Origin of the sequence: Escherichia sp. WS1118, from assembly GCF_046487695.1 — a bacterium.
In the GTDB taxonomy this organism is placed as follows: domain Bacteria; phylum Pseudomonadota; class Gammaproteobacteria; order Enterobacterales; family Enterobacteriaceae; genus Escherichia; species Escherichia coli.
Genome location: NZ_JBJQIZ010000023.1, coordinates 1 through 26,697, shown reverse-complemented (window position 1 = coordinate 26,697; position 26,697 = coordinate 1). Strand labels below are relative to the sequence as shown.

Below are 26,697 nucleotides of genomic sequence, written 5' to 3'. Positions count from 1 at the left end.
TATATTGACGTTAGTATAAATAGTATTAATGCCGCTTGCATGAATCAAGCAAAATTTATTTATATTAGTAATATGTATTTAATTAATAAATACATACATTATTTTTATGATTAAGGATAATCAATAATTAAAACAGGAAGTTCTATGTCTACGAGAAGAGAAGTCATTCTTTCCTGGTTGCGTGAGAAACGTCAGACCTGGCGTCTGTGCTATTTGTTGGGTGAGGCTGGAAGTGGAAAAACCTGGCTGGCGCAGCAACTACAAAAAGATAAACATCGCCGTGTGATTACTTTAAGCCTCGTTGTTTCCTGGCAAGGTAAGGCCGCATGGATCGTTACCGACGATAATGCGGCTGAACAGGGCTGCCGTGACAGCGCCTGGACGCGAGATGAGATGGCGGGTCAATTACTGCATGCACTTCATCGAACTGATAGTCGCTGCCCTCTTATTATTATTGAAAATGCTCACCTGAATCACCGCCGCATACTTGATGATCTCCAACGCGCGATATCTTTTATTCCTGACGGTCAATTTTTGCTGATCGGCAGACCCGATCGAAAAGTCGAACGTGATTTTAAAAAACAGGGCATTGAACTTGTCTCGACAGGTCGTCTGACGGAGCACGAGCTTAAGGCAAGCATCCTTGAAGGTCAGAATATTGACCAGCCCGATCTCCTTTTAACCGCCAGAGTTCTGAAACGGATAGCTTTATTATGTCGGGGAGATCGCAGAAAGCTGGCGCTTGCCGGCGAAACAATTAGCTTATTACAGCAAGCCGAGCAGACCCGCGTTTTCACTGCAAAACAATGGCGAATGATTTACCGCGTATTAGGTGATAACCGCCTCCGGAAAATGCAGCTTGCTGTGGTGATGAGTGGAACCATTATCGCACTTACCTGTGGTTGGCTACTGCTGTCCTCTTTCACAGCTCCGTTACCCGTTCCTGCGTGGCTGATACCCGTAACGCCAGTAGCTAAACAAGATATGACTAAGGATATTGCCCATGTGGTGATGCGCGATAGTGAGGCGCTAAGCGTGTTATACGGCGTATGGGGGTACGAGGTCCCAGCCGATTCGGCCTGGTGCGATCAGGCAGTAAGAGCGGGGCTGGTATGTAAAAGTGGGAATGCTTCTTTACAAACATTGGTGGATCAGAATTTGCCCTGGATCGCATCGCTTAAAGTCGGGGACAAAAAATTGCCTGTTGTGGTCGTTCGCGTCGGTGATGCTACCGTTGATGTACTCGTAGGGCAGCAAACCTGGACGCTGACACATAAATGGTTTGAGTTGGTATGGACGGGTGATTATCTTCTGTTGTGGAAAATGTCGCCGGAAGGGGAGAGTACCATTACGCGTGATAGCAGCGAGGAAGAGATTCTCTGGCTGGAAACGATGTTAAACCGCGCATTGCATATTTCGACAGAATCTTCGGCAGAGTGGCGTCCCTTGTTGGTAGAAAAAATAAAGCAATTTCAAAAAAGCCATCACTTGAAAACTGACGGTGTTGTTGGCTTTTCAACGTTAGTACATCTCTGGCAGGTGGCGGGGGAGAGTGCCTACTTATATCGGGATGAAGCAAATATTTCCCCAGAAACAACAGTGAAGGGGAAATGACATGTTTGAATTCTATATCGCCGCGCGTGAGCAGAAAGAAACAGGTCACCCTGGTATCTTCTCCCGACAAAAACACAGCACCATAATATATGTCATTTGTTTATTGCTGATTTGCCTGTGGTTTGCAGGAATGGTGTTGGTTGGTGGGTATGCCCGGCAGCTATGGGCACTTTGGATAGTAAAAGCAGAAGTCACTGTAGATGCTGAAACGCCCGCTTTTAAACAATCAACACAACACTATTTTTTCAAAAAACAGCCACTCCCCGTCGTCGAATCCGTCGAGGAGGAAGATGAACCAGGCGTCGCGGTTGAGAATGCCCCCTCTTCTTCTGAAGACGAAGAAAATACTGTAGAAGAAAGCGACGAGAAAGCCGGTTTAAGAGAGCGTGTCAAAAATGCGCTGAACGAACTTGAGAGATAACCCAAAGGCTGTTTACTTTACTAGCAATACGCTTGCGTTCGGTGGTTAAGTATGTATAATGCGCGGGCTTGTCGTAGTTGACAGCAGGTTCAATCTGAACCTCAGTTAGCCGAATTTGGCTACCTAACAATGCTCCCAATCGGGGAGCTACGTAAGAACGGTTACACTCTCCCATCAATCGTAATGGGTCTGAGGAGTAATCATTTTCGTTTATAAAATAATTGGAGCTCTGGTCTCATGCAGAACCAAAGAATCCGTATCCGCCTGAAAGCGTTTGATCATCGTCTGATCGATCAAGCAACCGCGGAAATCGTCGAGACTGCTAAGCGCACTGGTGCGCAGGTCCGTGGTCCGATCCCGCTGCCGACACGCAAAGAGCGCTTCACTGTTCTGATCTCCCCGCACGTCAACAAAGACGCGCGCGATCAGTACGAAATCCGTACTCACTTGCGTCTGGTTGACATCGTTGAGCCAACCGAGAAAACCGTTGATGCTCTGATGCGTCTGGATCTGGCTGCCGGTGTAGACGTGCAGATCAGCCTGGGTTAATCAGGTCATTGAGCGATTGAGAGGTTGAAACAATGATTGGTTTAGTCGGTAAAAAAGTGGGTATGACCCGTATCTTCACAGAAGACGGCGTTTCTATCCCAGTAACCGTAATCGAAGTTGAAGCAAACCGCGTTACTCAGGTTAAAGACCTGGCTAACGATGGCTACCGTGCTATTCAGGTGACCACCGGTGCTAAAAAAGCTAACCGTGTGACCAAGCCTGAAGCTGGCCACTTCGCTAAAGCTGGCGTAGAAGCTGGCCGTGGTCTGTGGGAATTCCGCCTGGCTGAAGGCGAAGAGTTCACTGTAGGTCAGAGCATTAGCGTTGAACTGTTTGCTGACGTTAAAAAAGTTGACGTAACTGGCACCTCTAAAGGTAAAGGTTTCGCAGGTACCGTTAAGCGCTGGAACTTCCGTACCCAGGACGCTACTCACGGTAACTCCTTGTCTCACCGCGTTCCGGGTTCTATCGGTCAGAACCAGACTCCGGGCAAAGTGTTCAAAGGCAAGAAAATGGCAGGTCAGATGGGTAACGAACGTGTAACCGTTCAGAGCCTTGACGTAGTACGCGTTGACGCTGAGCGCAACCTGCTGCTGGTTAAAGGCGCTGTCCCGGGTGCAACCGGTAGCGACCTGATCGTTAAACCAGCTGTGAAGGCGTAAGGAGATAGCAATGGAATTAGTATTGAAAGACGCGCAGAGCGCGCTGACTGTTTCCGAAACTACCTTCGGTCGTGATTTCAACGAAGCGCTGGTTCACCAGGTTGTTGTTGCTTATGCAGCTGGTGCTCGTCAGGGTACTCGTGCTCAGAAGACTCGTGCTGAAGTAACTGGTTCCGGTAAAAAACCGTGGCGCCAGAAAGGCACCGGCCGTGCGCGTTCTGGTTCTATTAAGAGCCCGATCTGGCGTTCTGGTGGCGTGACCTTTGCTGCTCGTCCGCAGGACCACAGTCAAAAAGTTAACAAGAAGATGTACCGCGGCGCGCTGAAAAGCATCCTGTCCGAACTGGTACGTCAGGATCGTCTGATCGTTGTCGAGAAGTTCTCTGTAGAAGCGCCGAAAACTAAGCTGCTGGCACAGAAACTGAAAGACATGGCTCTGGAAGATGTGCTGATCATCACCGGTGAGCTGGACGAGAACCTGTTCCTGGCTGCGCGCAACCTGCACAAGGTTGACGTACGCGATGCAACTGGTATCGACCCGGTTAGCCTGATCGCCTTCGACAAAGTCGTAATGACTGCTGATGCTGTTAAGCAAGTTGAGGAGATGCTGGCATGATTCGTGAAGAACGTCTGCTGAAGGTGCTGCGTGCACCGCACGTTTCTGAAAAAGCGTCTACTGCGATGGAAAAATCCAACACCATCGTACTCAAAGTTGCTAAAGACGCGACCAAAGCAGAAATCAAAGCTGCTGTGCAGAAACTGTTTGAAGTCGAAGTCGAAGTCGTTAACACCCTGGTAGTTAAAGGGAAAGTTAAACGTCACGGACAGCGTATCGGTCGTCGTAGCGACTGGAAAAAAGCTTACGTCACCCTGAAAGAAGGCCAGAATCTGGACTTCGTTGGCGGCGCTGAGTAAGTCGGAGGAGTAATACAATGGCAGTTGTTAAATGTAAACCGACATCTCCGGGTCGTCGCCACGTAGTTAAAGTGGTTAACCCTGAGCTGCACAAGGGCAAACCTTTTGCTCCGTTGCTGGAAAAAAACAGCAAATCCGGTGGTCGTAACAACAATGGCCGTATCACCACTCGTCATATCGGTGGTGGCCACAAGCAGGCTTACCGTATTGTTGACTTCAAACGCAACAAAGACGGTATCCCGGCAGTTGTTGAACGTCTTGAGTACGATCCGAACCGTTCCGCGAACATCGCGCTGGTTCTGTACAAAGACGGTGAACGCCGTTACATCCTGGCCCCTAAAGGCCTGAAAGCTGGCGACCAGATTCAGTCTGGCGTTGATGCTGCAATCAAACCAGGTAACACCCTGCCGATGCGCAACATCCCGGTTGGTTCTACTGTTCATAACGTAGAAATGAAACCAGGTAAAGGCGGTCAGCTGGCACGTTCCGCTGGTACTTACGTTCAGATCGTTGCTCGTGATGGTGCTTATGTCACCCTGCGTCTGCGTTCTGGTGAAATGCGTAAAGTAGAAGCAGACTGCCGTGCAACTCTGGGCGAAGTTGGCAATGCTGAGCATATGCTGCGCGTTCTGGGTAAAGCAGGTGCTGCACGCTGGCGTGGTGTTCGTCCGACCGTTCGCGGTACCGCGATGAACCCGGTAGACCACCCACATGGTGGTGGTGAAGGTCGTAACTTTGGTAAGCACCCGGTAACTCCGTGGGGCGTTCAGACCAAAGGTAAGAAGACCCGCAGCAACAAGCGTACTGATAAATTCATCGTACGTCGCCGTAGCAAATAATTTTAGAGGATAAGCCATGCCACGTTCTCTCAAGAAAGGTCCTTTTATTGACCTGCACTTGCTGAAGAAGGTAGAGAAAGCGGTGGAAAGCGGAGACAAGAAGCCCCTGCGCACTTGGTCCCGTCGTTCAACGATCTTTCCTAACATGATCGGTTTGACCATCGCTGTCCATAATGGTCGTCAGCACGTTCCGGTATTTGTAACCGACGAAATGGTCGGTCACAAACTGGGTGAATTCGCACCGACTCGTACTTATCGCGGCCACGCTGCTGATAAAAAAGCGAAGAAGAAATAAGGTAGGAGGAAGAGATGGAAACTATCGCTAAACATCGCCATGCTCGTTCTTCTGCTCAGAAGGTTCGCCTTGTTGCTGACCTGATTCGCGGTAAGAAAGTGTCGCAGGCTCTGGATATTTTGACCTACACCAACAAGAAAGCGGCTGTACTGGTCAAGAAAGTTCTGGAATCTGCCATTGCTAACGCTGAACACAACGATGGCGCTGACATTGACGATCTGAAAGTTACGAAAATTTTCGTAGACGAAGGCCCGAGCATGAAGCGCATTATGCCGCGTGCAAAAGGTCGTGCAGATCGCATCCTGAAGCGCACCAGCCACATCACTGTGGTTGTGTCCGATCGCTGAGACTCTGGAGACTAGCAATGGGTCAGAAAGTACATCCTAATGGTATTCGCCTGGGTATTGTAAAACCATGGAACTCTACCTGGTTTGCGAACACCAAAGAATTCGCTGACAACCTGGACAGCGATTTTAAAGTACGTCAGTACCTGACTAAGGAACTGGCTAAAGCGTCCGTATCTCGTATCGTTATCGAGCGTCCGGCTAAGAGCATCCGTGTAACCATTCACACTGCTCGCCCGGGTATCGTTATCGGTAAAAAAGGTGAAGACGTAGAAAAACTGCGTAAGGTCGTAGCGGACATCGCTGGCGTTCCTGCACAGATCAACATCGCCGAAGTTCGTAAGCCTGAACTGGACGCAAAACTGGTTGCTGACAGCATCACTTCTCAGCTGGAACGTCGCGTTATGTTCCGTCGTGCTATGAAGCGTGCTGTACAGAACGCAATGCGTCTGGGCGCTAAAGGTATTAAAGTTGAAGTTAGCGGCCGTCTGGGCGGCGCGGAAATCGCACGTACCGAATGGTACCGCGAAGGTCGCGTACCGCTGCACACTCTGCGTGCTGACATCGACTACAACACCTCTGAAGCGCACACCACTTACGGTGTAATCGGCGTTAAAGTGTGGATCTTCAAAGGCGAGATCCTGGGTGGTATGGCTGCTGTTGAACAACCGGAAAAACCGGCTGCTCAGCCTAAAAAGCAGCAGCGTAAAGGCCGTAAATAAGGAGCGTCGCTGATGTTACAACCAAAGCGTACAAAATTCCGTAAAATGCACAAAGGCCGTAACCGCGGTCTGGCGCAGGGTACGGATGTTAGCTTCGGCAGCTTCGGTCTGAAAGCTGTTGGCCGTGGTCGTCTGACTGCACGTCAGATCGAAGCAGCACGTCGTGCTATGACCCGTGCAGTTAAGCGTCAAGGTAAGATCTGGATCCGTGTGTTCCCGGACAAACCGATCACTGAAAAGCCGCTGGCAGTGCGTATGGGTAAAGGTAAAGGTAACGTGGAGTATTGGGTTGCCTTGATTCAGCCGGGTAAAGTCCTGTATGAAATGGACGGTGTTCCGGAAGAGCTGGCCCGTGAAGCATTCAAGCTGGCAGCAGCGAAACTGCCGATTAAAACCACCTTTGTAACTAAGACGGTGATGTAATGAAAGCAAAAGAGCTGCGTGAGAAGAGCGTTGAAGAGCTGAACACCGAGCTGCTGAACCTGCTGCGTGAGCAGTTCAACCTGCGTATGCAGGCTGCAAGTGGCCAGCTGCAACAGTCTCACCTGTTGAAGCAAGTGCGTCGCGATGTCGCACGCGTTAAGACTTTACTGAACGAGAAGGCGGGTGCGTAATGACCGATAAAATCCGTACTCTGCAAGGTCGCGTTGTTAGCGACAAAATGGAGAAATCCATTGTTGTTGCTATCGAACGTTTTGTGAAACACCCGATCTACGGTAAATTCATCAAGCGTACGACCAAACTGCACGTACATGACGAGAACAACGAATGCGGTATCGGTGACGTGGTTGAAATCCGCGAATGCCGTCCGCTGTCCAAGACTAAATCCTGGACGCTGGTTCGCGTTGTAGAGAAAGCGGTTCTGTAATACAGTACACTCTCTCGATACGAATAAACGGCTCAGAAATGAGCCGTTTATTTTTTCTACCCATATCCTTGAAGCGGTGTTATAATGCCGCGCCCTCGATATGGGGATTTTTAACGACCTGATTTTCGGGTCTCAGTAGTAGTTGACATTAGCGGAGCACTAAAATGATCCAAGAACAGACTATGCTGAACGTCGCCGACAACTCCGGTGCACGTCGCGTAATGTGTATCAAGGTTCTGGGTGGCTCGCACCGTCGCTACGCAGGCGTAGGCGACATCATCAAGATCACCATCAAAGAAGCAATTCCGCGTGGTAAGGTCAAAAAAGGTGATGTGCTGAAGGCGGTAGTGGTGCGCACCAAGAAGGGTGTTCGTCGCCCGGACGGTTCTGTCATTCGCTTCGATGGTAATGCTTGTGTTCTTCTGAACAACAACAGCGAGCAGCCTATCGGTACGCGTATTTTTGGGCCGGTAACTCGTGAGCTTCGTAGTGAGAAGTTCATGAAAATTATCTCTCTGGCACCAGAAGTACTCTAAGGAGCGAATCATGGCAGCGAAAATCCGTCGTGATGACGAAGTTATCGTGTTAACCGGTAAAGATAAAGGTAAACGCGGTAAAGTTAAGAATGTCCTGTCTTCCGGCAAGGTCATTGTTGAAGGTATCAACCTGGTTAAGAAACATCAGAAGCCGGTTCCGGCCCTGAACCAACCGGGTGGCATCGTTGAAAAAGAAGCCGCTATTCAGGTTTCCAACGTAGCAATCTTCAATGCGACAACCGGCAAGGCTGACCGTGTAGGCTTTAGATTCGAAGACGGTAAAAAAGTCCGTTTCTTCAAGTCTAACAGCGAAACTATCAAGTAATTTGGAGTAGTACGATGGCGAAACTGCATGATTACTACAAAGACGAAGTAGTTAAAAAACTCATGACTGAGTTTAACTACAATTCTGTCATGCAAGTCCCTCGGGTCGAGAAGATCACCCTGAACATGGGTGTTGGTGAAGCGATCGCTGACAAAAAACTGCTGGATAACGCAGCAGCAGACCTGGCAGCAATCTCCGGTCAAAAACCGCTGATCACCAAAGCACGCAAATCTGTTGCAGGCTTCAAAATCCGTCAGGGCTATCCGATCGGCTGTAAAGTAACTCTGCGTGGCGAACGCATGTGGGAGTTCTTTGAGCGCCTGATCACTATTGCTGTACCTCGTATCCGTGACTTCCGTGGCCTGTCCGCTAAGTCTTTCGACGGTCGTGGTAACTACAGCATGGGTGTCCGTGAGCAGATCATCTTCCCAGAAATCGACTACGATAAAGTCGACCGCGTTCGTGGTTTGGATATTACCATTACCACTACTGCGAAATCTGACGAAGAAGGCCGCGCTCTGCTGGCTGCCTTTGACTTCCCGTTCCGCAAGTAAGGTAGGGTTACTAAATGGCTAAGCAATCAATGAAAGCACGCGAAGTAAAACGCGTAGCTTTAGCTGATAAATACTTCGCGAAACGCGCTGAACTGAAAGCGATCATCTCTGATGTGAACGCTTCCGACGAAGATCGTTGGAACGCTGTTCTCAAGCTGCAGACTCTGCCGCGTGATTCCAGCCCGTCTCGTCAGCGTAACCGCTGCCGTCAAACAGGTCGTCCGCATGGTTTCCTGCGGAAGTTCGGGTTGAGCCGTATTAAGGTCCGTGAAGCCGCTATGCGCGGTGAAATCCCGGGTCTGAAAAAGGCTAGCTGGTAATTGTCACCAATTGAATCACGGGAGTAAAGACAGATGAGCATGCAAGATCCGATCGCGGATATGCTGACCCGTATCCGTAACGGTCAGGCCGCGAACAAAGCTGCGGTCACCATGCCTTCCTCCAAGCTGAAAGTGGCAATCGCCAACGTGCTGAAGGAAGAAGGTTTTATTGAAGATTTTAAAGTTGAAGGCGACACCAAGCCTGAACTGGAACTTACTCTGAAGTATTTCCAGGGCAAAGCTGTTGTAGAAAGCATTCAGCGTGTCAGCCGCCCAGGTCTGCGCATCTATAAACGTAAAGATGAGCTGCCGAAAGTTATGGCGGGTCTGGGTATCGCAGTTGTTTCTACCTCTAAAGGTGTTATGACTGATCGTGCAGCGCGCCAGGCTGGTCTTGGTGGCGAAATTATCTGCTACGTAGCCTAATCGGAGGAAAAAATGTCTCGTGTTGCTAAAGCACCGGTCGTTGTTCCTGCCGGCGTTGACGTAAAAATCAACGGTCAGGTTATTACGATCAAAGGTAAAAACGGCGAGCTGACTCGTACTCTCAACGATGCTGTTGAAGTTAAACATGCAGATAATACCCTGACCTTCGGTCCGCGTGATGGTTACGCAGACGGTTGGGCACAGGCTGGTACCGCGCGTGCCCTGCTGAACTCAATGGTTATCGGTGTTACCGAAGGCTTCACTAAGAAGCTGCAGCTGGTTGGTGTAGGTTACCGTGCAGCGGTTAAAGGCAATGTGATTAACCTGTCTCTGGGTTTCTCTCATCCTGTTGACCATCAGCTGCCTGCGGGTATCACTGCTGAATGTCCGACTCAGACTGAAATCGTGCTGAAAGGCGCTGATAAGCAGGTGATCGGCCAGGTTGCAGCGGATCTGCGCGCCTACCGTCGTCCTGAGCCTTACAAAGGCAAGGGTGTTCGTTACGCCGACGAAGTCGTGCGTACCAAAGAGGCTAAGAAGAAGTAAGGTAACACTATGGATAAGAAATCTGCTCGTATCCGTCGTGCGACCCGCGCACGCCGCAAGCTCCAGGAGCTGGGCGCAACTCGCCTGGTGGTACATCGTACCCCGCGTCACATTTACGCACAGGTAATTGCACCGAACGGTTCTGAAGTTCTGGTAGCTGCTTCTACTGTAGAAAAAGCTATCGCTGAACAACTGAAGTACACCGGTAACAAAGACGCGGCTGCAGCTGTGGGTAAAGCTGTCGCTGAACGCGCTCTGGAAAAAGGCATCAAAGATGTATCCTTTGACCGTTCCGGGTTCCAATATCATGGTCGTGTCCAGGCACTGGCAGATGCTGCCCGTGAAGCTGGCCTTCAGTTCTAAGGTAGAGGTGTAAGATGGCTCACATCGAAAAACAAGCTGGCGAACTGCAGGAAAAGCTGATCGCGGTAAACCGCGTATCTAAAACCGTTAAAGGTGGTCGTATTTTCTCCTTCACAGCTCTGACTGTAGTTGGCGATGGTAACGGTCGCGTTGGTTTTGGTTACGGTAAAGCGCGTGAAGTTCCAGCAGCGATCCAGAAAGCGATGGAAAAAGCCCGTCGCAATATGATTAACGTCGCGCTGAATAACGGCACTCTGCAACACCCTGTTAAAGGTGTTCACACGGGTTCTCGCGTATTCATGCAGCCGGCTTCCGAAGGTACCGGTATCATCGCCGGTGGTGCAATGCGCGCCGTTCTGGAAGTCGCTGGGGTTCATAACGTTCTGGCTAAAGCGTATGGTTCCACCAACCCGATTAACGTGGTTCGTGCAACTATCGATGGCCTGGAAAATATGAATTCTCCAGAAATGGTCGCTGCCAAGCGTGGTAAATCCGTTGAAGAAATTCTGGGGAAATAAACCATGGCAAAGACTATTAAAATTACTCAAACCCGCAGTGCAATCGGTCGTCTGCCGAAACACAAGGCAACGCTGCTTGGCCTGGGTCTGCGTCGTATTGGTCACACCGTAGAGCGCGAGGATACTCCTGCTATTCGCGGTATGATCAACGCGGTTTCCTTCATGGTTAAAGTTGAGGAGTAAGAGATGCGTTTAAATACTCTGTCTCCGGCCGAAGGCTCCAAAAAGGCGGGTAAACGCCTGGGTCGTGGTATCGGTTCTGGCCTCGGTAAAACCGGTGGTCGTGGTCACAAAGGTCAGAAATCTCGTTCTGGCGGTGGCGTACGTCGCGGTTTCGAGGGTGGTCAGATGCCTCTGTACCGTCGTCTGCCGAAATTCGGCTTCACTTCTCGTAAAGCAGCGATTACAGCCGAAGTTCGTCTGTCTGACCTGGCTAAAGTAGAAGGCGGTGTTGTAGACCTGAACACGCTGAAAGCGGCTAACATTATCGGTATCCAGATCGAGTTCGCGAAAGTGATCCTGGCTGGCGAAGTAACGACTCCGGTAACTGTTCGTGGCCTGCGTGTTACTAAAGGCGCTCGTGCTGCTATCGAAGCTGCTGGCGGTAAAATCGAGGAATAAGTAGCAGATGGCTAAACAACCGGGATTAGATTTTCAAAGTGCCAAAGGTGGCTTAGGCGAGCTGAAACGCAGACTGCTGTTTGTTATCGGTGCGCTGATTGTGTTCCGTATTGGCTCTTTTATTCCGATCCCTGGTATTGATGCCGCTGTACTTGCCAAACTGCTTGAGCAACAGCGAGGCACCATCATTGAGATGTTTAACATGTTCTCTGGTGGTGCTCTCAGCCGTGCTTCTATCTTTGCTCTGGGGATCATGCCGTATATTTCGGCGTCGATCATTATCCAGCTACTGACGGTGGTTCATCCAACGTTGGCAGAAATTAAGAAAGAAGGGGAGTCTGGTCGTCGTAAGATCAGCCAGTACACCCGCTACGGTACTCTGGTGCTGGCAATATTCCAGTCGATCGGTATTGCTACTGGTCTGCCGAATATGCCTGGTATGCAAGGCCTGGTGATTAACCCGGGCTTTGCATTCTACTTCACCGCTGTTGTAAGTCTGGTCACAGGAACCATGTTCCTGATGTGGTTGGGCGAACAGATCACTGAACGAGGTATCGGCAACGGTATTTCAATCATTATCTTCGCCGGTATTGTCGCGGGACTCCCGCCAGCCATTGCCCATACTATCGAGCAAGCGCGTCAAGGCGACCTGCACTTCCTCGTGTTGCTGTTGGTTGCAGTATTAGTATTTGCAGTGACGTTCTTTGTTGTATTTGTTGAGCGTGGTCAACGCCGCATTGTGGTAAACTACGCGAAACGTCAGCAAGGTCGTCGTGTCTATGCTGCACAGAGCACACATTTACCGCTGAAAGTGAATATGGCGGGGGTAATCCCGGCAATCTTCGCTTCCAGTATTATTCTGTTCCCGGCGACCATCGCGTCATGGTTCGGGGGCGGTACTGGTTGGAACTGGCTGACAACAATTTCGCTGTATTTGCAGCCTGGGCAACCGCTTTATGTGTTACTCTATGCGTCTGCAATCATCTTCTTCTGTTTCTTCTACACGGCGTTGGTTTTCAACCCGCGTGAAACAGCAGATAACCTGAAGAAGTCCGGTGCATTTGTACCAGGAATTCGTCCGGGAGAGCAAACGGCGAAGTATATCGATAAAGTAATGACCCGCCTGACCTTGGTTGGTGCGCTGTACATTACCTTTATCTGCCTGATCCCGGAGTTCATGCGTGATGCAATGAAAGTACCGTTCTACTTCGGTGGGACCTCACTGCTTATCGTTGTTGTCGTGATTATGGACTTTATGGCTCAAGTGCAAACTCTGATGATGTCCAGTCAGTATGAGTCTGCATTGAAGAAGGCGAACCTGAAAGGCTACGGCCGATAATTGGTCGCCAGAGAAGTTACGGAGAGTAAAAATGAAAGTTCGTGCTTCCGTCAAGAAATTATGCCGTAACTGCAAAATCGTTAAGCGTGATGGTGTCATCCGTGTGATTTGCAGTGCCGAGCCGAAGCATAAACAGCGCCAAGGCTGATTTTTTCGCATATTTTTCTTGCAAAGTTGGGTTGAGCTGGCTAGATTAGCCAGCCAATCTTTTGTATGTCTGTGCGTTTCCATTTGAGTATCCTGAAAACGGGCTTTTCAGCATGGAACGTACATATTAAATAGTAGGAGTGCATAGTGGCCCGTATAGCAGGCATTAACATTCCTGATCATAAGCATGCCGTAATCGCATTAACTTCGATTTATGGCGTCGGCAAGACCCGTTCTAAAGCCATCTTGGCTGCAGCGGGTATCGCTGAAGATGTTAAGATCAGTGAGCTGTCTGAAGGACAAATCGACACGCTGCGTGACGAAGTTGCCAAATTTGTCGTTGAAGGTGATCTGCGCCGTGAAATCAGCATGAGCATCAAGCGCCTGATGGATCTTGGTTGCTATCGCGGTTTGCGTCATCGTCGTGGTCTCCCGGTTCGCGGTCAGCGTACCAAGACCAACGCACGTACCCGTAAGGGTCCGCGCAAACCGATCAAGAAATAATCGGGGTGATTGAATAATGGCAAAGGCACCAATTCGTGCACGTAAACGTGTAAGAAAACAAGTCTCTGACGGCGTGGCTCATATCCATGCTTCTTTCAACAACACCATCGTGACTATCACTGATCGTCAGGGTAACGCGTTGGGTTGGGCAACAGCCGGTGGTTCCGGTTTCCGTGGTTCTCGCAAATCCACTCCGTTTGCAGCACAGGTTGCAGCAGAGCGTTGCGCTGACGCCGTGAAAGAATACGGCATCAAGAATCTGGAAGTTATGGTTAAAGGTCCGGGTCCAGGCCGCGAATCTACTATTCGTGCTCTGAACGCCGCAGGTTTCCGCATCACTAACATTACTGATGTGACTCCGATCCCTCATAACGGTTGTCGTCCGCCGAAAAAACGTCGCGTATAACGCCTCGTTTTCCAGGTTTGTTGGAGAAAGAAAATGGCAAGATATTTGGGTCCTAAGCTCAAGCTGAGCCGTCGTGAGGGCACCGACTTATTCCTTAAGTCTGGCGTTCGCGCGATCGATACCAAGTGTAAAATTGAACAAGCTCCTGGCCAGCACGGTGCGCGTAAACCGCGTCTGTCTGACTATGGTGTGCAGTTGCGTGAAAAGCAAAAAGTTCGCCGTATCTATGGTGTGCTGGAGCGTCAGTTCCGTAACTACTACAAAGAAGCAGCACGTCTGAAAGGCAACACCGGTGAAAACCTGTTGGCTCTGCTGGAAGGTCGTCTGGACAACGTTGTATACCGTATGGGCTTCGGTGCCACTCGTGCAGAAGCACGTCAGCTGGTTAGCCATAAAGCAATTATGGTAAACGGTCGTGTTGTTAACATCGCTTCTTATCAGGTTAGTCCGAATGACGTTGTAAGCATTCGTGAGAAAGCGAAGAAGCAGTCTCGCGTGAAAGCCGCTCTGGAGCTGGCTGAGCAGCGTGAAAAGCCAACCTGGCTGGAAGTTGATGCTGGCAAGATGGAAGGTACGTTTAAGCGTAAGCCGGAGCGTTCTGATCTGTCTGCGGACATTAACGAACACCTGATCGTCGAGCTTTACTCCAAGTAAAGCTTAGTACCAAAGAGAGGACACAATGCAGGGTTCTGTGACAGAGTTTCTAAAACCGCGCCTGGTTGATATCGAGCAAGTGAGTTCGACGCACGCCAAGGTGACCCTTGAGCCTTTAGAGCGTGGCTTTGGCCATACTCTGGGTAACGCACTGCGCCGTATTCTGCTCTCATCGATGCCGGGTTGCGCGGTGACCGAGGTTGAGATTGATGGTGTACTACATGAGTACAGCACCAAAGAAGGCGTTCAGGAAGATATCCTGGAAATCCTGCTCAACCTGAAAGGGCTGGCGGTGAGAGTTCAGGGCAAAGATGAAGTTATTCTTACCTTGAATAAATCTGGCATTGGCCCTGTGACTGCAGCCGATATCACCCACGACGGTGATGTCGAAATCGTCAAGCCGCAGCACGTGATCTGCCACCTGACCGATGAGAACGCGTCTATTAGCATGCGTATCAAAGTTCAGCGCGGTCGTGGTTATGTGCCGGCTTCTACCCGAATTCATTCGGAAGAAGATGAGCGCCCAATCGGCCGTCTGCTGGTCGACGCATGCTACAGCCCTGTGGAGCGTATTGCCTACAATGTTGAAGCAGCGCGTGTAGAACAGCGTACCGACCTGGACAAGCTGGTCATCGAAATGGAAACCAACGGCACAATCGATCCTGAAGAGGCGATTCGTCGTGCGGCAACCATTCTGGCTGAACAACTGGAAGCTTTCGTTGACTTACGTGATGTACGTCAGCCTGAAGTGAAAGAAGAGAAACCAGAGTTCGATCCGATCCTGCTGCGCCCTGTTGACGATCTGGAATTGACTGTCCGCTCTGCTAACTGCCTTAAAGCAGAAGCTATCCACTATATCGGTGATCTGGTACAGCGTACCGAGGTTGAGCTCCTTAAAACGCCTAACCTTGGTAAAAAATCTCTTACTGAGATTAAAGACGTGCTGGCTTCCCGTGGACTGTCTCTGGGCATGCGCCTGGAAAACTGGCCACCGGCAAGCATCGCTGACGAGTAACCGGATCACAGGTTAAGGTTTTACTGAGAAGGATAAGGTCATGCGCCATCGTAAGAGTGGTCGTCAACTGAACCGCAACAGCAGCCATCGCCAGGCTATGTTCCGCAATATGGCAGGTTCACTGGTTCGTCATGAAATCATCAAGACGACTCTGCCTAAAGCGAAAGAGCTGCGCCGCGTAGTTGAGCCGCTGATTACTCTTGCCAAGACTGATAGCGTTGCTAATCGTCGTCTGGCATTCGCCCGTACTCGTGATAACGAGATCGTGGCAAAACTGTTTAACGAACTGGGCCCGCGTTTCGCGAGCCGTGCCGGTGGTTACACTCGTATTCTGAAGTGTGGCTTCCGTGCAGGCGACAATGCGCCGATGGCTTACATCGAGCTGGTTGATCGTTCAGAGAAAGCAGAAGCTGCTGCAGAGTAATCTGAAGCAACGTAAAAAAACCCGCCCCGGCGGGTTTTTTTATACCCGTAGCATCCCCACTTATCTACAATAGCTGTACTCTTTTTGTTCATCCCCTGGAGTATTTATGTGGTTACTTGACCAGTGGGCAGAGCGTCATATAGCAGAAGCGCAAGCGAAAGGTGAGTTTGATAACCTGGTAGGTAGCGGCGAACCATTGATACTGGATGATGATTCTCATGTGCCACCGGAATTACGTGCGGGGTATCGCTTGCTGAAGAATGCTGGTTGCTTACCGCCAGAACTTGAGCATAGGAGGGAAGCAATACAGCTTCTGGATATTCTCAAAGGTATCCGTCATGATGATCCGCAATATCAAGAGGTTAGTCGTCGATTGTCATTACTGGAATTGAAGCTGCGACAAGCTGGATTGAGTACCGATTTTTTACGCGGCGATTATGCTGACAAGTTGTTGAACAAAATCAACGATAACTAGTGGAGTATGTATGTATCGCATTGGTGAGCTGGCAAAAATGGCGGAAGTAACACCCGACACGATTCGTTATTACGAAAAGCAGCAGATGATGGAGCATGAAGTACGCACCGAAGGTGGGTTTCGCCTGTATACCGAAAGCGATCTCCAGCGATTGAAATTTATCCGCCATGCCAGACAACTAGGTTTCAGTCTGGAGTCGATCCGCGAGTTGCTGTCGATCCGTATCGATCCTGAACACCATACCTGTCAGGAGTCAAAAGGCATTGTGCAGGAAAGATTGCAGGAAGTCGAAGCTCGTATAGCCGAGTTGCAGAGTATGCAGCGTTCCTTGCAACGCCTTAATGATACCTGTTGTGGGACCGCCCATAGCAGTGTTTATTGCTCGATTCTTGAAGCTCTTGAACAAGGGGCGAGTGGCGTTAAGAGTGGCTGTTGATTTTTTGCACTGGCAGGATTACACTCGCGCCGTTAAATAACCAATTGGAGTTTTTATGAGCCGATATCAGCATACTAAAGGGCAGATAAAGGATAATGCGATAGAAGCATTACTACATGATCCCTTATTCCGACAGCGAGTAGAGAAAAATAAGAAAGGGAAAGGCAGTTACATGCGAAAAGGAAAACATGGCAATCGGGGGAACTGGGAGGCCAGTGGCAAGAAAGTAAATCACTTTTTTACCACTGGCCTTCTGCTTTCAGACGCTTGTTAAGAGCGGTTATTCTGCTCTTTCAGCAAATCACGAATTTCTGTCAGTAATACTTCTTCTTTAGTTGGTGCAGGTGTTGCTGCTGCTGGTTCTTCTTTTTTCCGATTCAGTTTGTTGATTAGCTTAATCGCCATAAAGATGGCAAAGGCCACTATCAGAAAATCAAAGACGTTTTGAATGAAGACACCGTAATGCATCACAACAGCAGGGATATCCCCTTGGGCCTCGCGTAGCGTGACAGCAAACTGTTTAAAGTCGATCCCGCCAATTAATAAGCCCAGAGGTGGCATGATGATATCGGCAACCAGTGAAGATACAATCTTCCCGAATGCCGCTCCGATAATGACACCCACTGCCAAATCCACCACGTTCCCGCGCATCGCAAATTCGCGAAATTCTTTAATAATGCTCATGTTATTCTCCCTATGAAGCCGACAACCATAAGTCTAACAAATGTTAAGCCATTTTCCTGCCAGGAATGGATTTAATTAATCCTTAATAATCAAAGGGAAATAATAAGGCGTCATTAGACGCCTTATTAATTACAAGAAGAAAGGACTTGGCTGGAAGAGTCTTTCGACGTCGGTAATAAACTTTTTATCTGTGAGGAACATAATTACGTGATCGCCTTGCTCAATGCGCAGATTGTCATTGGCAATCATCACATCGTTTCCACGTACCACCGCTCCAATAATCGTTCCTGGCGGTAGCTTGATTTCGTCAATGACTCTGCCGACAACGCGTGAGGTGCTTTCATCACCGTGAGCAACGGCTTCAATAGCTTCTGCTACGCCGCGGCGTAATGAGGAAACACCAACAATATCTGCTTTTCGCACATGGCTAAGCAACGCAGAAATAGTTGCTTGTTGTGGTGAAATCGCAATATCGATCACGCTCCCCTGAACCAGATCCACATAAGCGCGACGTTGGATCAATACCATCACCTTTTTCGCACCCATACGTTTGGCAAGCATGGCGGACATGATATTGGCCTCGTCATCGTTGGTGACGGCAATAAACAGATCAACTTGATCGATATGTTCTTCGGCCAGCAGTTCTTGATCCGACGCATCACCAAAAAAGACGATCGTATTCTGCAACTTTTCCGCCAGTTCGGCAGCGCGCTGCTGATTACGTTCGATGAGTTTAACGCTGTAATCTTTTTCCAGACGACGCGCCAGCCCTGCACCGATATTACCGCCACCAACCAGCATGATCCGCTTATACGGTTTTTCCAGTCGCTGTAATTCACTCATCACCGCACGGATATGCTGTGAAGCGGCAATAAAGAACACTTCATCACCAGCTTCAACAATGGTCGAACCTTGCGGACGAATGGGGCGATCGTGGCGGAAAATTGCTGCCACACGAGTATCGATATGTGGCATATGTTCGCGCATGGTCGAAAGTGCATTACCAATCAGCGGGCCGCCATAATAGGCTTTAACCACAGCCAGGCTGACTTTACCCTCAGCGAAGTTCACCACCTGCAATGCGCCGGGATACTCAATCAGTCGGTAAATATTATCGATAACCAACTGCTCTGGTGCGATCAGATGATCAATCGGAACAGCATCTGAATGAAATAGCTTATCGGCATCGCGCACGTAGTCTGGTGAGCGGATACGAGCGATGCGATTAGGGGTGTTGAAAAGTGAGTAGGCTACCTGGCAGGCAACCATATTGGTTTCATCTGAACTGGTTACAGCAACCAGCATATCGGCGTCGTCGGCACCTGCCTCCCGCAATACGCGTGGATGAGAGCCATGCCCCTGCACGACTCGCAGGTCAAATTTATCCTGTAAGGTCCGCAGACGCTCACCGTTGGTATCGACAACAGTAATATCGTTGTTCTCGCCAACCAGGTTTTCCGCCAGTGTGCCGCCAACCTGGCCGGCACCCAGAATGATAATTTTCATCAGTCGCGACCCGTTATCTCATCACTTTTTGATTAGCTTAGCGTAAAAGAAGCCGTCGCCCTCTTCGGCACCGGGCAAATTTTGTTTACCCGGTTGCTCTGGTGTTCCTGTTTCGCAAAGTTCGGCATCAGCGGTACGTTGCAAAAAGGCTTTAATCTGCAGGCTATTCTCTTCCGGTAACACCGAACAGGTGGCATAGACCAGGGTTCCTCCGGATTTTAAATGCGACCAGATGGCGTCGAGAATTTCAGACTGCAATTGCGCGAGTTCCGGGATATCGCGATCACGACGTAACCATTTAATATCCGGATGGCGACGAATCACCCCCGTTGCTGAACAAGGCGCATCTAATAAAATGCGATCGAACTGTTGCTCGCCACACCATTGGGAAGGGTAGCGGCCATCGCCTTGTTTCACGGTCGCCTTCATACCAAGGCGTTTTAAATTGTCGTAAACGCGAGAGAGGCGCTGCTCATCAATATCGACCGCCAGAACTTGCGCCTCTGGAGCAACCTCAAGAATATGCGTTGTTTTACCGCCTGGGGCGGCGCAAAGATCCAGAATGTGTTCACCATTTTGTGGAGCAAGCCAGGTCATGCAACCTTGTGCTGAAGCATCCTGAACGGTAACCCATCCTTCTTCAAAACCGGGTAGCGCATGAACAGGTGCAGGTGTTTCCAGCTGTACAGCATCAGGGTAATCCGCATGCGGGAAACCTTTCATTCCTGCTTCATCCAGCAATGCAAGCCAGCTGTCGCGGGAATGATGCGTACGATTAACGCGCAGCCACATTGGCGGACGCTGGTTATTGGCTTCGACGATGGATTGCCACTGCTCGGGATACGCCTTTTGCAGACGCTTCAGCAACCAGGAAGGATGCAGATAACGTGCATCACTGGCATTAAACTCGGCTAATAACTCATCTTGCTGACGCTGGAACTGACGTAATACACCGTTAATCAATCCCTTAAGTTGCGGGCGCTTAATTGCAACTGCGCCTTCAACCGTTTCAGCCAGCGCGGCATGAGGTGGAATGCGGGTATAAAGCAGTTGATACAAACCAACCATAATCAGGTAATGAACAGTACGCTGTTTGCCTGTCATCGGACGGGCCATTAGCTTATTAATCAGCCAGTCTAACTGTGAGAGCGTACGCAGTACGCCAAAGCATAACTCCTGGAGAAGAGCTTTATCTTTATCGGAAACTTTTTGCTGGAGCGGTGGCAGAATGTTGCTCAGTGATTGCCCTTGCTCAACGACTTGTTCAATGGCCTGGGCCGCCATGCTACGTAAATTACGTTGTTTTTTCATAAGTATAAATATAAAGATGCCCGGTAAGACCGGGCTTAGAAGAGTGGACTATCAGGCCAGACGGTTGCCCGGTACAAACCATTCCCGACGAGAATTCAGGAGGTCTTGCACGCTCATCGCTTTCTTACCTGCAGGTTGCATTGAGAGCAGATTCAGGATGCCATCACCTGTCGCTACCTGAATGCCTTGTTTATTGGCTTCAAGGATTGTTCCTGGCGCAGCCTTTGTTGTCGTATCGATGACAGATGCTTTCCAGACTTTAACCGGCTGCCCTTCAATTTCCAGCCAGCTCATTGGCCATGGATTGAAAGCGCGAATGCAACGTTCAAGCTGTGCTGCCGAAAGTGACCAGTCAATACGCGCTTCTTCTTTACTCAACTTTTCGGCGTAAGTGACAAGAGTTTCGTCCTGAACTTCTGGTTTCGCCGTGCCGTCTGCCAGTTGTTTCAACGTAGTAATAAGCCCTTGTGGGCCAAGCTCTGCCAGTTTGTCGTACAGCGTACCACTGGTATCTTCTGCAGTAATCGGGCAGGAGAGCTTATAGAGCATGTCACCGGTGTCTAAACCAACATCCATTTGCATAATGGTCACACCAGTTTCTGCATCACCCGCCCATAGTGAGCGTTGGATTGGTGCAGCACCGCGCCAGCGTGGCAGCAGTGAACCATGAACGTTGATACAGCCAAGACGCGGCATCTCCAGCACAGCTTTAGGCAGAATTAAACCATAGGCGACGACGACCATAACATCAGCCTGCAGATCGGCGACCAGTTGCTGGTTTTCTTGTGGACGCAGGGAAACAGGTTGAAAAACGGGCAGACCTTTGTCCTCAGCCAGAACTTTAACCGGGCTGGGCATCAGTTTTTTACCGCGTCCTGCCGGTCGGTCTGGCTGGGTAAACACGCCAACGATGTTATGACCAGAAGACAACAGCGCGTCGAGATGACGCGCTGCAAAGTCAGGTGTACCCGCAAAAATAATACGTAGTGATTCTGACACGTTAATTCTTATCCTTAAGCCCGGGCTTTCAGACGATCCAGTTTTTCAACTTTCTGACGAATACGTTGTTGTTTCAGCGGTGACAGATAATCCATAAACAGTTTGCCGACCAGGTGATCCATCTCATGCTGAATACAGATGGCTAACAGACCGTCTGCTTCCAGTTCAAATGGTTTACCGTCGCGGTCCAGGGCGCGAATTTTAACTTTCTCTGCGCGTGGCACTAAAGCACGTTGTTCAGGGATCGACAGGCAACCTTCTTCAATGCCTGTTTCGCCGCTTTTTTCTAAAAGCTCCGGATTGATTAACACCAGCCGTTCGTCACGGTTTTCCGAAACATCAATTACAATGATACGTTGATGGATATCAACCTGGGTTGCCGCCAGGCCAATACCTTCTTCTGCGTACATCGTCTCGAACATATCATCGACGATACGCTGAATTTCTGCATTCACTTCTTCTACCGGCTTCGCAACTTTGCGAAGCCGCTCGTCCGGAATATGTAACACTTGCAAAACTGACATAAATCTCCAGAGATGTGTTCAGGAGTTAGAAAGATTATTTCTTCTATTCTAGACAAATCCCCCTCTGATTGACAGCATCACTGACCAATCGCAAAGATTGCTAAGGCTGCTTATGGCAGGGAGATAAGGATGGTCGATACAGAAATTTGGCTGCGTTTAATGAGCATCAGCAGCTTGTATGGCGATGATATGGTCCGTATAGCTCACTGGCTGGCAAAACAGTCGCATATTGATGCGGTTGTATTGCAGCAAACAGGGCTTACATTGCGGCAGGCACAACGCTTTCTTTCATTTCCGCGAAAGAGTATCGAAAGCTCACTTTGTTGGTTGGAGCAACCCAACCATCATTTAATCCCTGCGGACAGCGAATTTTATCCTCCTCAACTTCTGGCGACGACAGATTACCCCGGCGCACTGTTTGTTGAAGGAGAACTGCACGCGTTGCATTCATTTCAGCTTGCCGTAGTGGGGAGTCGGGCGCATTCATGGTATGGCGAGCGATGGGGACGATTATTTTGCGAAACTCTGGCGACGCGTGGAGTGACAATTACGAGTGGACTGGCGCGTGGAATCGATGGTGTGGCGCATAAAGCGGCCTTACAGGTAAATGGCGTTAGCATTGCTGTATTGGGGAATGGACTTAATACCATTCATCCCCGCCGCCATGCTCCACTGGCTGCCAGTCTACTTGAGCAAGGTGGTGCTCTCGTCTCGGAATTTCCCCTCGATGTTCCACCCCTTGCTTACAATTTCCCACGAAGAAATCGCATTATCAGTGGCCTAAGTAAAGGTGTACTGGTGGTGGAAGCGGCTTTGCGCAGTGGTTCGCTGGTGACAGCACGTTGTGCGCTTGAGCAGGGGCGTGAAGTTTTTGCTTTGCCAGGTCCAATAGGGAATCCGGGAAGCGAAGGGCCTCACTGGTTAATAAAACAAGGTGCGATTCTTGTGACGGAACCGGAAGAAATTCTGGAAAACTTGCAATTTGGATTGCACTGGTTGCCAGACGCCCCTGAAAATTCATTTTATTCACCAGATCAGGAAGACGTGGCATTGCCATTTCCTGAGCTCCTGGCTAACGTAGGTGATGAGGTAACACCTGTTGACGTCGTCGCTGAACGTGCCGGCCAACCTGTGCCAGAGGTAGTTACTCAACTACTCGAACTGGAGTTAGCAGGATGGATCGCAGCTGTACCCGGCGGCTATGTCCGATTGAGGAGGGCATGCCATGTTCGACGTACTAATGTATTTGTTTGAAACCTATATTCACACAGAAGCTGAGTTGCGTGTGGATCAAGACAAACTTGAACAGGATCTTACCGACGCAGGATTTGATCGAGAAGATATCTACAATGCCCTGCTTTGGCTGGAAAAGCTTGCGGATTATCAGGAAGGACTGGCAGAACCGATGCAACTGGCCTCTGATCCACTCTCCATGCGTATTTATACCCCTGAAGAGTGTGAAAGACTGGATGCCAGCTGTCGTGGTTTTCTGCTTTTCCTTGAGCAAATTCAGGTGCTTAACCTTGAAACCCGTGAAATGGTGATAGAGCGAGTGCTCGCGCTGGATACCGCTGAGTTCGACCTGGAAGACCTGAAATGGGTAATCCTGATGGTGTTGTTCAATATTCCGGGCTGCGAAAATGCGTACCAGCAAATGGAAGAATTACTCTTTGAAGTGAATGAAGGTATGCTGCATTAATCATTTCTTTAATTCAGCATAAGTAGTTATGGCGAAATCAGCACTGTTCACGGTGCGTAATAATGAGTCCTGCCCAAAGTGCGGGGCTGAACTAGTTATTCGATCCGGGAAACACGGTCCGTTTCTTGGATGCTCACAGTATCCGGCGTGTGACTACGTCCGTCCTCTGAAATCTTCAGCGGATGGACATATTGTCAAAGTTCTGGAGGGGCAGGTTTGCCCTGCATGTGGCGCAAATCTGGTATTACGCCAGGGACGCTTTGGTATGTTTATTGGTTGCAGTAACTACCCTGAATGCGAACATACCGAACTTATCGATAAACCGGACGAAACAGCAATTACATGCCCCCAATGCCGGACGGGCCATCTGGTTCAGCGCCGCTCCCGTTATGGCAAAACATTTCACTCCTGTGATCGCTACCCGGAGTGTCAATTTGCCATTAACTTCAAACCCATAGCTGGAGAATGCCCTGAGTGCCATTATCCGCTACTCATCGAAAAGAAAACCGCGCAGGGTGTAAAACACTTTTGTGCCAGTAAACAATGTGGAAAGCCGATTTCGGCGGAATAATAACGTGAATAATAACCTGCAAGGAGACGCTATCGCAGCTGCGATAGATGTCCTCAATGAAGAACGTGTCATCGCCTATCCAACGGAAGCCGTTTTCGGTGTCGGGTGCGATCCTGATAGCGAAACAGCAGTGATGAGACTGTTGGAGTTAAAACGGCGTCCGGTTGATAAGGGGCTGATTTTAATCGCGGCAAATTACGAGCAGCTTAAACCCTATATTGATGACACCATGCTGACTGACGCGCAGCGTGAAACCATTTTTTCCCGCTGGCCAGGTCCTGTCACCTTTGTCTTTCCCGCGCCTGCGACAACACCGCGCTGGTTGACGGGCCGCTTTGATTCGCTTGCTGTACGAGTCACCGACCATCCGTTGGTGGTTGCTTTGTGCCAGGCTTATGGTAAACCGCTGGTTTCTACCAGTGCCAACTTGAGTGGATTGCCACCTTGTCGAACAGTAGACGAAGTTCGCGCACAATTTGGCGCTGCGTTCCCGGTTGTGCCTGGTGAAACGGGGGGGCGTTTAAATCCTTCAGAAATCCGCGATGCCCTGACGGGTGAACTGTTTCGACAGGGGTAACATAATGGAAACCTATGCTGTTTTTGGTAATCCGATAGCCCACAGCAAATCGCCATTCATTCATCAGCAATTTGCTCAGCAACTGAATATTGAACATCCCTATGGGCGTGTGTTGGCACCCATCAATGATTTCATCAACACACTGAACACTTTCTTTAGTGCTGGTGGTAAAGGTGCGAATGTGACGGTGCCTTTTAAAGAAGAGGCTTTTGCCAGAGCGGATGAGCTTACTGAACGGGCAGCGTTGGCTGGTGCTGTTAATACCCTCAAGCGGTTAGAAGATGGACGCTTGCGGGGTGACAATACCGATGGTATAGGTTTGTTAAGCGATCTGGAACGTCTGTCTTTTATCCGTCCTGGTTTACGTCTTCTGCTCATCGGCGCTGGTGGCGCATCTCGCGGCGTACTACTGCCACTCCTTTCCCTGGACTGTGCGGTGACAATCACTAATCGGACGGTATCCCGCGCGGAAGAGTTGGCTAAATTGTTTGCGCACACTGGCAGTATTCACGCGTTGGGTATGGACGAACTGGAAGGTCATGAGTTTGATCTCATTATTAATGCAACATCCAGTGGCATCAGTGGTGATATTCCGGCGATCCCGCCATCGCTCATTCATCCAGGCATTTATTGCTATGACATGTTCTATCAGAAAGGAAAAACTCCTTTTCTGGCATGGTGTGAGCAGCGAGGCTCAAAGCGTACTGCTGATGGTTTAGGAATGCTGGTGGCACAAGCGGCTCATGCCTTCCTTCTTTGGCATGGCGTTCTGCCTGATGTAGAACCGGTCATCAAACTATTGCAACAGGAGTTGTCAGCGTGAATCAGGCCATCCAGTTTCCGGATAGGGAAGAGTGGGACGAGAATAAAAAATGTGTATGTTTTCCCGCTCTCGTGAATGGTATGCAACTGACATGTGCGATCTCTGGCGAGAGTCTGGCGTATCGCTTTACTGGAGATACGCCAGAACAGTGGTTAGCGAGTTTTCGTCAGCATCGCTGGGACCTGGAAGAAGAAGCGGAAAACTTAATTCAGGAACAAAGTGAAGATGATCAAGGTTGGGTGTGGTTACCCTGATCCATATATTCGTCCTTCCATTTCACGTAGTTATTTGCGGAATAGCGTAACCCAGCCTTCTCTTCATCACTTAACGGGCGGATCTGTTTGACGGGGCTACCGAGATACAGATATCCGCTCTCCAGCCGTTTATTTTGTGGGACTAGGCTACCTGCACCAATCATCACATCATCTTCTACTATTGCGCCATCAAGTAAAATTGAGCCCATCCCAACCAAAACTCGATTGCCAATGGTGCAGCCGTGGAGCATCACCTTGTGACCAACAGTGACATCTTCGCCAATGGTTAATGGGTTGCCAGCTGGGTTGTACGAGGATTTATGAGTGACATGCAACATACTGCCATCCTGGATATTGGTGCGTGCTCCGATCTGTACATAATGTACATCTCCACGAATCACAACGAGCGGCCAGATCCCCACATCATCAGCCAGACGAACGTCACCAATCACGACGCTGCTATCGTCGATCATTACGCGCTGACCGATTTGTGGAAAAAGATCGCGGTATGGGCGTAAAACATCAGACATACTCACCTCAACAATAAATGATTTACTAATGACTTTGGGTACATTATTGGCCTTGTGCAAGTCTTTTAGTATGCAAAAAAGCACCGTTTTGTGTGCGAATGCAGCAAAAAGGGTGAAAAAACAACAAACAGAAAAAAAGATCAAAAAAGTACTTGTGCAAAAAATTGGGATCCCTATAATGCGCCTCCGTTGAGACGACAACGTGAAACACTTCACAAGATAGTCGTAACAACAAAGAGAAAAATCCTGAAATTCAGGGTTGACTCTGAGAGAGGAAAGCGTAATATACGCCACCTCGCGACAGTGAGCTGAAAGCCGCGTCGCAACTGCTCTTTAACAATTTATCAGACAATCTGTGTGGGCACTCGAAGATACGGATTC

The 26,697-nt window shown here is 49.5% G+C and carries 45 protein-coding genes; 39 read left to right on the top strand and 6 right to left on the bottom strand.

What is annotated here, in order from left to right; genetic code table 11:
* The first annotated feature begins 144 nt into the window (after positions 1-144).
* The 33 genes from gspA to arfA all read left to right on the top strand — a co-directional run bounded on the left by gspA (position 145) and on the right by arfA (position 17,112).
* Entirely contained in the window at positions 145-1,614 is a 1,470-nt protein-coding gene (gene gspA / locus ACJHYO_RS23305; protein WP_085455574.1) for a type II secretion system protein GspA, read from the top strand.
* Position 1,615: 1 nt separating this feature from the next.
* The gene (gspB, locus tag ACJHYO_RS23300; protein ID WP_000461443.1) at positions 1,616-2,035 is read left to right on the top strand and encodes a putative general secretion pathway protein GspB; all 420 of its coding nucleotides are present in this window, start codon (positions 1,616-1,618) and stop codon (positions 2,033-2,035) included.
* A 237-nt stretch (positions 2,036-2,272) separates the two neighbouring features.
* Positions 2,273-2,584, top strand: coding sequence for a 30S ribosomal protein S10 (rpsJ, locus tag ACJHYO_RS23295; RefSeq protein WP_001181004.1), 312 nt, complete (start codon positions 2,273-2,275; stop codon positions 2,582-2,584).
* Positions 2,585-2,616: 32 nt separating this feature from the next.
* Complete coding sequence (gene rplC / locus ACJHYO_RS23290; RefSeq protein ID WP_000579833.1) at positions 2,617-3,246, top strand: 50S ribosomal protein L3; 630 nt, start codon at positions 2,617-2,619, stop codon at positions 3,244-3,246.
* Positions 3,247-3,256: 10 nt separating this feature from the next.
* Positions 3,257-3,862, top strand: coding sequence for a 50S ribosomal protein L4 (gene rplD, locus ACJHYO_RS23285; RefSeq protein WP_000424395.1), 606 nt, complete (start codon positions 3,257-3,259; stop codon positions 3,860-3,862).
* Entirely contained in the window at positions 3,859-4,161 is a 303-nt protein-coding gene (gene rplW, locus ACJHYO_RS23280) for a 50S ribosomal protein L23 (protein WP_000617544.1), read from the top strand. Before rplD ends, rplW begins: the two co-directional genes overlap by 4 nt.
* Before the next feature lie 17 nt (positions 4,162-4,178).
* Positions 4,179-5,000, top strand: a complete 822-nt coding sequence (gene rplB / locus ACJHYO_RS23275; protein ID WP_000301864.1) for a 50S ribosomal protein L2 — start codon at positions 4,179-4,181, stop codon at positions 4,998-5,000.
* A gap of 16 nt (positions 5,001-5,016) precedes the next feature.
* Complete coding sequence (gene rpsS, locus ACJHYO_RS23270) at positions 5,017-5,295, top strand: 30S ribosomal protein S19 (RefSeq protein WP_001138117.1); 279 nt, start codon at positions 5,017-5,019, stop codon at positions 5,293-5,295.
* Positions 5,296-5,309: 14 nt separating this feature from the next.
* The gene (gene rplV / locus ACJHYO_RS23265) at positions 5,310-5,642 is read left to right on the top strand and encodes a 50S ribosomal protein L22 (RefSeq protein ID WP_000447529.1); all 333 of its coding nucleotides are present in this window, start codon (positions 5,310-5,312) and stop codon (positions 5,640-5,642) included.
* Between the two features lie 17 nt (positions 5,643-5,659).
* On the top strand, positions 5,660-6,361 hold the full coding sequence (rpsC, locus tag ACJHYO_RS23260; RefSeq protein ID WP_000529945.1) for a 30S ribosomal protein S3: 702 nt from the start codon (positions 5,660-5,662) through the stop codon (positions 6,359-6,361).
* A 12-nt stretch (positions 6,362-6,373) separates the two neighbouring features.
* Positions 6,374-6,784 carry a 50S ribosomal protein L16 gene (gene rplP, locus ACJHYO_RS23255; RefSeq protein WP_000941212.1) on the top strand — a complete coding sequence of 137 codons (411 nt, stop codon included), beginning with the start codon at positions 6,374-6,376 and terminating at the stop codon, positions 6,782-6,784.
* The gene (gene rpmC / locus ACJHYO_RS23250) at positions 6,784-6,975 is read left to right on the top strand and encodes a 50S ribosomal protein L29 (RefSeq protein ID WP_000644741.1); all 192 of its coding nucleotides are present in this window, start codon (positions 6,784-6,786) and stop codon (positions 6,973-6,975) included. Before rplP ends, rpmC begins: the two co-directional genes overlap by 1 nt.
* Positions 6,975-7,229, top strand: coding sequence for a 30S ribosomal protein S17 (gene rpsQ / locus ACJHYO_RS23245; RefSeq protein ID WP_000130100.1), 255 nt, complete (start codon positions 6,975-6,977; stop codon positions 7,227-7,229). The genes rpmC and rpsQ overlap by 1 nt, the downstream gene beginning before the upstream one ends.
* 164 nt (positions 7,230-7,393) lie before the next feature.
* Positions 7,394-7,765 carry a 50S ribosomal protein L14 gene (rplN, locus tag ACJHYO_RS23240; RefSeq protein ID WP_000613955.1) on the top strand — a complete coding sequence of 124 codons (372 nt, stop codon included), beginning with the start codon at positions 7,394-7,396 and terminating at the stop codon, positions 7,763-7,765.
* A 10-nt stretch (positions 7,766-7,775) separates the two neighbouring features.
* Complete coding sequence (gene rplX / locus ACJHYO_RS23235) at positions 7,776-8,090, top strand: 50S ribosomal protein L24 (protein ID WP_000729186.1); 315 nt, start codon at positions 7,776-7,778, stop codon at positions 8,088-8,090.
* Between the two features lie 14 nt (positions 8,091-8,104).
* The gene (rplE, locus tag ACJHYO_RS23230) at positions 8,105-8,644 is read left to right on the top strand and encodes a 50S ribosomal protein L5 (protein ID WP_001096200.1); all 540 of its coding nucleotides are present in this window, start codon (positions 8,105-8,107) and stop codon (positions 8,642-8,644) included.
* A 14-nt stretch (positions 8,645-8,658) separates the two neighbouring features.
* Positions 8,659-8,964: a 30S ribosomal protein S14 gene (gene rpsN, locus ACJHYO_RS23225; protein ID WP_001118930.1), complete on the top strand. Its 306-nt coding sequence runs from the start codon at positions 8,659-8,661 to the stop codon at positions 8,962-8,964.
* Between the two features lie 33 nt (positions 8,965-8,997).
* Positions 8,998-9,390: a 30S ribosomal protein S8 gene (rpsH, locus tag ACJHYO_RS23220; protein ID WP_000062611.1), complete on the top strand. Its 393-nt coding sequence runs from the start codon at positions 8,998-9,000 to the stop codon at positions 9,388-9,390.
* A gap of 12 nt (positions 9,391-9,402) precedes the next feature.
* Complete coding sequence (gene rplF, locus ACJHYO_RS23215; protein WP_000091945.1) at positions 9,403-9,936, top strand: 50S ribosomal protein L6; 534 nt, start codon at positions 9,403-9,405, stop codon at positions 9,934-9,936.
* Positions 9,937-9,945: 9 nt separating this feature from the next.
* The gene (gene rplR / locus ACJHYO_RS23210) at positions 9,946-10,299 is read left to right on the top strand and encodes a 50S ribosomal protein L18 (RefSeq protein WP_000358960.1); all 354 of its coding nucleotides are present in this window, start codon (positions 9,946-9,948) and stop codon (positions 10,297-10,299) included.
* Positions 10,300-10,313: 14 nt separating this feature from the next.
* The gene (rpsE, locus tag ACJHYO_RS23205) at positions 10,314-10,817 is read left to right on the top strand and encodes a 30S ribosomal protein S5 (RefSeq protein WP_000940121.1); all 504 of its coding nucleotides are present in this window, start codon (positions 10,314-10,316) and stop codon (positions 10,815-10,817) included.
* A gap of 3 nt (positions 10,818-10,820) precedes the next feature.
* Positions 10,821-11,000, top strand: a complete 180-nt coding sequence (rpmD, locus tag ACJHYO_RS23200) for a 50S ribosomal protein L30 (protein WP_001140433.1) — start codon at positions 10,821-10,823, stop codon at positions 10,998-11,000.
* A gap of 3 nt (positions 11,001-11,003) precedes the next feature.
* On the top strand, positions 11,004-11,438 hold the full coding sequence (gene rplO, locus ACJHYO_RS23195; protein WP_001238917.1) for a 50S ribosomal protein L15: 435 nt from the start codon (positions 11,004-11,006) through the stop codon (positions 11,436-11,438).
* Positions 11,439-11,445: 7 nt separating this feature from the next.
* On the top strand, positions 11,446-12,777 hold the full coding sequence (secY, locus tag ACJHYO_RS23190) for a preprotein translocase subunit SecY (RefSeq protein WP_001118861.1): 1,332 nt from the start codon (positions 11,446-11,448) through the stop codon (positions 12,775-12,777).
* Between the two features lie 31 nt (positions 12,778-12,808).
* Positions 12,809-12,925: a 50S ribosomal protein L36 gene (gene rpmJ / locus ACJHYO_RS23185; RefSeq protein ID WP_000868187.1), complete on the top strand. Its 117-nt coding sequence runs from the start codon at positions 12,809-12,811 to the stop codon at positions 12,923-12,925.
* 146 nt (positions 12,926-13,071) lie between these two features.
* Entirely contained in the window at positions 13,072-13,428 is a 357-nt protein-coding gene (rpsM, locus tag ACJHYO_RS23180; protein ID WP_000090775.1) for a 30S ribosomal protein S13, read from the top strand.
* Between the two features lie 16 nt (positions 13,429-13,444).
* The gene (gene rpsK, locus ACJHYO_RS23175) at positions 13,445-13,834 is read left to right on the top strand and encodes a 30S ribosomal protein S11 (protein WP_001029684.1); all 390 of its coding nucleotides are present in this window, start codon (positions 13,445-13,447) and stop codon (positions 13,832-13,834) included.
* 33 nt (positions 13,835-13,867) lie between these two features.
* Positions 13,868-14,488, top strand: coding sequence for a 30S ribosomal protein S4 (gene rpsD, locus ACJHYO_RS23170; protein WP_000135224.1), 621 nt, complete (start codon positions 13,868-13,870; stop codon positions 14,486-14,488).
* Between the two features lie 25 nt (positions 14,489-14,513).
* Positions 14,514-15,503: a DNA-directed RNA polymerase subunit alpha gene (locus ACJHYO_RS23165; RefSeq protein WP_001162094.1), complete on the top strand. Its 990-nt coding sequence runs from the start codon at positions 14,514-14,516 to the stop codon at positions 15,501-15,503.
* A gap of 40 nt (positions 15,504-15,543) precedes the next feature.
* Positions 15,544-15,927, top strand: coding sequence for a 50S ribosomal protein L17 (rplQ, locus tag ACJHYO_RS23160; RefSeq protein ID WP_001216368.1), 384 nt, complete (start codon positions 15,544-15,546; stop codon positions 15,925-15,927).
* A gap of 106 nt (positions 15,928-16,033) precedes the next feature.
* A complete protein-coding gene (locus ACJHYO_RS23155; protein WP_000266504.1) occupies positions 16,034-16,402 on the top strand; it encodes a DUF1992 domain-containing protein in 369 nt (122 codons plus the stop codon).
* 10 nt (positions 16,403-16,412) lie between these two features.
* Positions 16,413-16,838: a Zn(2+)-responsive transcriptional regulator gene (gene zntR, locus ACJHYO_RS23150; protein ID WP_000285610.1), complete on the top strand. Its 426-nt coding sequence runs from the start codon at positions 16,413-16,415 to the stop codon at positions 16,836-16,838.
* A gap of 55 nt (positions 16,839-16,893) precedes the next feature.
* Positions 16,894-17,112 (top strand): alternative ribosome-rescue factor ArfA, encoded by a 219-nt coding sequence (gene arfA, locus ACJHYO_RS23145; protein ID WP_000092695.1) that lies wholly within the window; start codon positions 16,894-16,896, stop codon positions 17,110-17,112.
* Here the strand turns inward: arfA and mscL are convergent.
* The 5 genes from mscL to def all read right to left on the bottom strand — a co-directional run bounded on the left by mscL (position 17,109) and on the right by def (position 21,862).
* Complete coding sequence (gene mscL / locus ACJHYO_RS23140; RefSeq protein WP_000022450.1) at positions 17,109-17,522, bottom strand: large-conductance mechanosensitive channel protein MscL; 414 nt, start codon at positions 17,520-17,522, stop codon at positions 17,109-17,111. The two genes, arfA and mscL, sit on opposite strands and share 4 nt — an antisense overlap.
* A gap of 129 nt (positions 17,523-17,651) precedes the next feature.
* Positions 17,652-19,028: a Trk system potassium transporter TrkA gene (gene trkA / locus ACJHYO_RS23135; protein ID WP_000691382.1), complete on the bottom strand. Its 1,377-nt coding sequence runs from the start codon at positions 19,026-19,028 to the stop codon at positions 17,652-17,654.
* Between the two features lie 21 nt (positions 19,029-19,049).
* Positions 19,050-20,339, bottom strand: coding sequence for a 16S rRNA (cytosine(967)-C(5))-methyltransferase RsmB (gene rsmB, locus ACJHYO_RS23130; protein WP_000744767.1), 1,290 nt, complete (start codon positions 20,337-20,339; stop codon positions 19,050-19,052).
* A gap of 51 nt (positions 20,340-20,390) precedes the next feature.
* Positions 20,391-21,338 carry a methionyl-tRNA formyltransferase gene (gene fmt, locus ACJHYO_RS23125; protein WP_000004421.1) on the bottom strand — a complete coding sequence of 316 codons (948 nt, stop codon included), beginning with the start codon at positions 21,336-21,338 and terminating at the stop codon, positions 20,391-20,393.
* 14 nt (positions 21,339-21,352) lie between these two features.
* Positions 21,353-21,862, bottom strand: coding sequence for a peptide deformylase (def, locus tag ACJHYO_RS23120; protein ID WP_000114984.1), 510 nt, complete (start codon positions 21,860-21,862; stop codon positions 21,353-21,355).
* 129 nt (positions 21,863-21,991) lie between these two features.
* Here def and dprA point away from each other — a divergent pair, with 129 nt between their 5' ends.
* The 6 genes from dprA to ACJHYO_RS23090 are packed head-to-tail and all read left to right on the top strand — an operon-like array spanning position 21,992 to position 25,786.
* Positions 21,992-23,116 (top strand): DNA-protecting protein DprA, encoded by a 1,125-nt coding sequence (gene dprA, locus ACJHYO_RS23115; protein ID WP_000228517.1) that lies wholly within the window; start codon positions 21,992-21,994, stop codon positions 23,114-23,116.
* Positions 23,088-23,561 carry a DUF494 family protein Smg gene (gene smg / locus ACJHYO_RS23110; protein WP_000460672.1) on the top strand — a complete coding sequence of 158 codons (474 nt, stop codon included), beginning with the start codon at positions 23,088-23,090 and terminating at the stop codon, positions 23,559-23,561. The genes dprA and smg overlap by 29 nt, the downstream gene beginning before the upstream one ends.
* A gap of 28 nt (positions 23,562-23,589) precedes the next feature.
* Positions 23,590-24,132 (top strand): type I DNA topoisomerase, encoded by a 543-nt coding sequence (locus ACJHYO_RS23105; RefSeq protein WP_001312137.1) that lies wholly within the window; start codon positions 23,590-23,592, stop codon positions 24,130-24,132.
* A 4-nt stretch (positions 24,133-24,136) separates the two neighbouring features.
* Entirely contained in the window at positions 24,137-24,709 is a 573-nt protein-coding gene (tsaC, locus tag ACJHYO_RS23100; protein WP_001296460.1) for an L-threonylcarbamoyladenylate synthase type 1 TsaC, read from the top strand.
* A gap of 4 nt (positions 24,710-24,713) precedes the next feature.
* Complete coding sequence (aroE, locus tag ACJHYO_RS23095) at positions 24,714-25,532, top strand: shikimate dehydrogenase (RefSeq protein WP_001683342.1); 819 nt, start codon at positions 24,714-24,716, stop codon at positions 25,530-25,532.
* Entirely contained in the window at positions 25,529-25,786 is a 258-nt protein-coding gene (locus tag ACJHYO_RS23090; protein WP_001070563.1) for a DUF1488 domain-containing protein, read from the top strand. The genes aroE and ACJHYO_RS23090 overlap by 4 nt, the downstream gene beginning before the upstream one ends.
* On the opposite strand, the gene ACJHYO_RS23085 is transcribed toward ACJHYO_RS23090, so the two are convergent.
* On the bottom strand, positions 25,762-26,316 hold the full coding sequence (locus ACJHYO_RS23085; RefSeq protein WP_001286206.1) for a gamma carbonic anhydrase family protein: 555 nt from the start codon (positions 26,314-26,316) through the stop codon (positions 25,762-25,764). The genes ACJHYO_RS23090 and ACJHYO_RS23085 overlap by 25 nt on opposite strands.
* Between the last annotated feature and the right edge of the window lie 381 nt (positions 26,317-26,697).